The organism is Acetobacter malorum (assembly GCF_002153605.1).
GTDB classification, from domain to species: Bacteria; Pseudomonadota; Alphaproteobacteria; order Acetobacterales; family Acetobacteraceae; genus Acetobacter; species Acetobacter malorum_A.
Window position 1 is genome coordinate 1 of sequence record NZ_JOPG01000028.1, and the last position, 5,309, is coordinate 5,309.

The following is a 5,309-nucleotide window of genomic DNA, read 5'->3' on the forward strand; positions in this document are numbered from 1 at the left end:
CGAGGCGGTGCTGGCCACGTCCAGAACCCGCGTCTTGGCCCCCAGACCATCCTCCCCGGCCGTCCGGGTGGTGGTAAGGATATGGGCGTGATGGTTCCGGTTATCCCCTTCCCGGCCGGGTTCATGGATCGCCACATCCGCCACCACCCCGTACCGCGCCACCAGCTCACGGGCGAAATCCCGGGCCAGTTCTTTCCGTGCGCGCCCATCCAGTTCGGCCGGTAACGCCAGCTCGTATTCCCGGCCGGTCTTGGCATCCTTCCGCTTCTCGGCCGCCTCGGCTGCGTTCCATAAGGCGTTCCGGTCCTGTGCCCAGTCCGCACCATCCGGGGCCACGATGAACGCATCCTCCACCCCCTGTTTCCGGGTGTAGTCGTGCGTCAGGCCCTGCCGTTCGTCCGTCAGCTCCTGACCGGCACGATAGGCAGCAGCAGCCACGATGCTGCGACCGGCCGAACGCGAAATGGATTTGACGGACAGGTGGTAGATCGCCACGTCTCGCTCCGTTCAGGAAGGGTTCAGGGAAGGAACGTCCCTGACGCACGCATTGGAACAATGCTAAAGTGCGCCTTTCACTCCTTCGTCGCAAGGGTTGTTTGCACTCCACGGGGAATCAAGGAAACTTCCGAAAAATCGGGTATCATCAACAGGGTCACGCGAGAATGGAAATCACAACAGACCATTGCACCCACTTGGTGCGGGAGGAAAAATGACACCTATCGAGAAGGCAAAACAGCAGGTCGAACAGGCCAAGGCCCGGTATCAGGCTTTGCTCGCCAGACAGAACGCCGAGGAGCGCAAACTGGATACTCGCCGCAAGGTCATTCTCGGGGGTCTGCTGATCGACGCGGCCGGGAAGGATGAACGCTTCGGCCGCGTCATTGACGAACTGATGAAGCGCATCACCCGCGACCATGACCACAAGGCGTTCGAGGGCTGGCAGAAGCCCGAGCCTGACCGGTCATGACCGACGAACGCGAGCTGGATGACGGGCTGGCCGCGTTCGACCAGCTCGGCCGGGAAATGGCGGAGACAAACCGTCTGCTTCGGGCCGTCCGGTCCGATCAGGCGGCCCGGAACCAGCAGGAACACGACCTGTCGGCCGAAATGCGAGCCGCGCTTAAACAGGCCACAGGAGCCTCACAGAAGGCGCTACAGGCCGCCAAGACAGAAATACGCTCATCTCTACTATGGACGGGCCTGACGGCCTTCCTGATCGTTCTGGTGGCATTTGGCGGGGGGTATTTCTTCGGGCAGCGGGATGGATGGGAAACTGGGCACGCGGACGGATACCAGAAAGCCCGGAATCAGGAGGCCGCCGCGAGCTGGGCCAACACACCGGCCGGGCAGCGGGCTTATGGTCTCGATCGACAGGGCGACCTTGACCTGCTGACCATGTGCCGTGGGAACGGCTGGACCACGGAACGCCGGAAGGGTGGGATAGTCTGCTTCCCAAACGCGGACGCCAAAGGGAACGTAACCGGCTGGTATCTGCCCTGACCGTCACCGGGATGGGAAAGCCGGCAAGTCCCCTCATTGCTTCCTGAGCCATTTTCTCTTGCCCGATTCTGCCGGCGTCACAGGGGCCGGGCGAGCGCGGAGCGGCGGAGCCCGCCCGCAGGGCGCCGGAACAGACCTCGAAATAGCAGTTTTCCACCGAAAAAAGGGGGGACAACAGGGGGATTAGATTCTTTTCTCTTTCTTAGGGATCGCCACACCCCGCAGAAATCCAGCAGAAACAGATTGTTTTAAGTCTCAGATTCTGAGACTAGTAGACCTCGGAATCCGAGACCTAAAGATAGGTTCTCCACAAGGAGCGAGACATGGCCCAGATTGTGCGCCTCACCACCAAGCCGCAGCGATCCGGACAGGAGGAAGCGGCACAGGCCGCCGAGCAGCTCTCGCTCCTGTCCGAAGAACTCTTGAAGCATTTGCCCGGAGAGGCGCGCATAGCCATCTCACGGGCCACACACGCGCTGCAAAAAGCAGCACGACCAGACACTACCGAAGGGCTTTGGCCGGGAGGTTTCACCATGTTGAGCCGTATGCAGACCGCCGCAATCTGGGATGGCATCCGCGAATTATCGTCTGATGATCGCCCCAATCAGGTCCGTCATGCTTTCGATCTGGTACTGCTCAATCTCCGACAAGATACGGGCGAGGTGCTGCTTACGCGTGACCAGCTTGCTGAACGGATCGGATGCGCACCCAAAAACGTCAGTACCATCATGGGAACGCTAGAAAAAATGGGTGTGATCCGCCGCGAACGCCGCAGGATTGAAGGCGTACAAGGCCGAGGGATGGCCGTATATTTCATCAACCCGCATGTGGCATGGAACGGCTCGCTGGACGTCCGTAAGGCACAGGCCGCGGAAACCCGGCCGCCCATGCAACTTGAATTACTCCAGGGGGGAGCGTCATGAGCAGCACCCTTTATGACCATGACTTCTACGCATGGGCCAACGAGCAGGTCGGACTGCTGCGCGCCGGAAAACTATCCGAGGCGGACCTTGAACATATCGCCGAGGAAATCGAGAGTATGGGGAAATCTGAGAAGCGTGAACTTATCAGTCGTCTGACTGTGCTGCTTCTTCACTTGCTCAAATGGGAGTTCCAGCCTATGCGCCGTGGTGCTTCATGGCGTCTTTCAATTGCCAATACCCGCGATGCGCTGACTGATCATCTGGCCGACAACCCAAGCCTACGAAGTGTTCTGGAAGCCAGCATCGACACAGCTTACCGCCGTGCCCACCGTGACGCTGCTTTGGAAACCGGCTTTCCTGAAGGGACCTTTCCGAACGCCTGCCCATGGTCCTTCGACCAGATGATGGACGAAGATTTCTGGCCTGAATACCAATCTTGATTTGGTATAAATCTATAAAATTAAAAGGATGTAAATAATGTCTGGTCTATACAGCTACGGAAATACTGTAACAACGAGCGGTTCATATACTATGTATCCGACCGTTTATATTGGACTATTGGAATCAGGAGGAGCAAGCGCTACTTTCACAGGCACTGATGTCGTTGCTTCTGTCTCGTTTGCTCCTGCATTAATATCTGCAATATGCCCATATATCGTAACATCGACTGATGGTGCAAATGTTACTGTTGAAGTTGGGAACTCTCTTATTGGACTTCTAACGGGATCATCTCTTACTGCTGATGGTGGCACTATCAACATTAGCGGTTCCACTACAATTTCCGCTCTTAGCGGAATGACTTACCACATTAAGAATGGCGGAACACTTAATTTAGGAAACGTTCAAAGTGCAGATCTATCTGCATTATCCGGAGCAAGTATAAATTTTGGAGATGGTGGTGGAACACTTGTATTAACTCCATCTTCAGGTGTTAATATTTTATCATTCAGCGGAATAAATGGTTTTTCTCACAAAGGATCAACAATAGAAATACCAGGGGCTGGTAAAGTTACAAATTCAACATACGACGGATCAAAAACAAGAATAACGACAGATAATGGATACACAATAGAAGTATCAGGGGATTATACTGAAACTAACAAAACTCTTTATCAAAAAACAGACGGATCAAATCTTTATATCAGCGCATCAAGCTATGTTACAATTAATGGTCAAGAGAGTGACGATGCAGTTCTTGTCTGCTTCCTCCCCGGCAGCCTCATCAACACGCCGTATGGCACGAAGGCCGTTGAAGACCTTAGTGTTGATGATGAGATCATTGCGTATGTTGATGGTGTCGCGACCCCTCGTCGTGTGACCTGGACCGGTCAGGCGCACTGCAACGTTCGCTCCCATCGTCCTGATGATGAGGCGGGTTACCCGGTCCGCATCCTCAAGGATGCCATCGCGGACGGAGTTCCGTTCAAGGACATGCTGATTACGGCAGAGCACTGCCTGTTCTTTGATGGACAGTTTGTTCCGGCCCGGATGCTGGTGAACGGTCGCTCGATCTTCTTCGACAAGTCCATCACGTCTTACGACTACTACCACATCGAAACCGAAGCCCATTCAGTCATTATGGCCGATGGCATGCTCACCGAGAGCTATCTTGATACCGGAAACCGTCGCGCCTTCTCTCAGAAGGGAAACGTTGTCTCGATCGGTAGCACTAGCAATCTGACCTGGGGTGACGCGGCCGCCCCTCTGACGGTCTCCAGAGAAGCGGTCGAGCCTCTCTTCCGCCAGATCGAGAACCGCGCGGACAAGGCCGGTTTTGCGATCCACACCGAAGCCCGGCCCCTAACGCACGAAAGCAACCTGCACCTGACCACGGATACGGGAGCGATCATTCGGCCAGCACGGCACAACAATGGACGGGTTATGTTCATGATCCCCGACAGAGTTGAAAGCGTTCGGATCGTCTCCAACGCCAGCCGCCCCTGTGATGTGATCGGCCCCTTCGTCGATGACCGCCGCCAGCTGGGTGTTCTGGTTGGAACGGTTACCCTGTTCGAAAGCAACCGGACACGCACGCTGACCGATCACCTCCATGATACCCAGCTCTCAGGCTGGAACAACGTGGAAGAGGGAACCATGCGCTGGACCAGCGGCAATGCTTTGCTCCCCTTGGGAGAACGCGCACCAGCAGCCCTCGCCCTGATGGCAATCGAAGTCAAAGCCGCAGGTCCGTATATCCTGGACGAAACACTCTCCGAGAATCACGCTCTGAAGGTCTGATGTTCTATTCTGTCCTGGGTCAGGACCCAGGACAGAATCACCAGGGATCATATCCCCGATCAGAGCGGCGACTTCGCCCTCTGGAGAGACCTTTCGAGCGATTGCGTTCCAGATCAGCAGCCTTCCTGGCTTCTTCAGCCGCCCGGATGTCCTGCTGGCGTCTGATTTCAGCCTGACGTACCAACTCCTTCCTCTGGCGCTCGGCCTCCCTCTCCCTCTCCCGCTCCATCCGCTGCCCGATCTTCCGGGCCAGACCGACCGCTAGCCGGGCCTTCTTCTCAAGGCCGGAGAACAGCGCCGAGGCCTTCTCCACGGCCTTGCGGGCCGTTTCCAGCACCCGGTTCCGCTCACGGATCTCCGCATTCTGCTTCCCGAGATCCGTCACCGGCTCCCGGCCGGGAATCTTGCGGGCCGCCTGCCGCTCCAGTGCGGTTGCTGACACCCCCATGTGCCGGGTCGGCTCCTGTGCTGCCCCCTGACGCTCGAAGCTCCTGTGATCCACCCTCTGCTCGACCTGGTGCCGTTCAAGCGCCATGTTGACCTGGCGCGCCCACACGCCCCGCATATGCTCGATCTCGGCCGAGGCGGTGCTGGCCACGTCCAGAACCCGCGTCTTGGCCCCCAGACCATCCTCCCCGGCCGTCCGGG

At 57.1% G+C, this 5,309-nt stretch carries 7 protein-coding genes; 5 read left to right on the top strand and 2 right to left on the bottom strand.

The features are described from left to right. A partial coding sequence (gene mobQ, locus HK23_RS11870) for a MobQ family relaxase (protein WP_179193895.1) occupies window positions 1-495 on the bottom strand: 495 nt, incomplete at its 3' end. A gap of 214 nt (window positions 496-709) precedes the next feature. Here mobQ and HK23_RS11875 point away from each other — a divergent pair. The 5 genes from HK23_RS11875 to HK23_RS11895 all read left to right on the top strand — a co-directional run bounded on the left by HK23_RS11875 (window position 710) and on the right by HK23_RS11895 (window position 4,661). Next, a complete protein-coding gene (locus tag HK23_RS11875) occupies window positions 710-967 on the top strand; it encodes a mobilization protein (RefSeq protein ID WP_006560192.1) in 258 nt (85 codons plus the stop codon). Then, entirely contained in the window at window positions 964-1,500 is a 537-nt protein-coding gene (locus tag HK23_RS11880) for a replication protein (protein ID WP_086654128.1), read from the top strand. The genes HK23_RS11875 and HK23_RS11880 overlap by 4 nt, the downstream gene beginning before the upstream one ends. Window positions 1,501-1,823: 323 nt before the next feature. Next, complete coding sequence (locus HK23_RS11885) at window positions 1,824-2,423, top strand: helix-turn-helix domain-containing protein (protein WP_062268777.1); 600 nt, start codon at window positions 1,824-1,826, stop codon at window positions 2,421-2,423. After that, window positions 2,420-2,863, top strand: a complete 444-nt coding sequence (locus HK23_RS11890; protein ID WP_062268779.1) for a DUF29 domain-containing protein — start codon at window positions 2,420-2,422, stop codon at window positions 2,861-2,863. The genes HK23_RS11885 and HK23_RS11890 overlap by 4 nt, the downstream gene beginning before the upstream one ends. A gap of 37 nt (window positions 2,864-2,900) precedes the next feature. After that, a complete protein-coding gene (locus HK23_RS11895) occupies window positions 2,901-4,661 on the top strand; it encodes a Hint domain-containing protein (protein WP_086654129.1) in 1,761 nt (586 codons plus the stop codon). A gap of 37 nt (window positions 4,662-4,698) precedes the next feature. Here the strand turns inward: HK23_RS11895 and HK23_RS11900 are convergent. Further along, a partial coding sequence (locus HK23_RS11900; protein ID WP_179193896.1) for a MobA/MobL family protein occupies window positions 4,699-5,309 on the bottom strand: 611 nt, incomplete at its 5' end.

Bases quoted from the DNA above. Each gene is read 5' to 3' on its own strand.
- HK23_RS11875 (WP_006560192.1), top strand. From the start codon at position 710: ATGACACCTATCGAGAAGGCAAAACAGCAGGTCGAACAGGCCAAGGCC.
- HK23_RS11880 (WP_086654128.1), top strand. From the start codon at position 964: ATGACCGACGAACGCGAGCTGGATGACGGGCTGGCCGCGTTCGACCAG.
- HK23_RS11885 (WP_062268777.1), top strand. From the start codon at position 1,824: ATGGCCCAGATTGTGCGCCTCACCACCAAGCCGCAGCGATCCGGACAG.
- HK23_RS11890 (WP_062268779.1), top strand. From the start codon at position 2,420: ATGAGCAGCACCCTTTATGACCATGACTTCTACGCATGGGCCAACGAG.
- HK23_RS11895 (WP_086654129.1), top strand. From the start codon at position 2,901: ATGTCTGGTCTATACAGCTACGGAAATACTGTAACAACGAGCGGTTCA.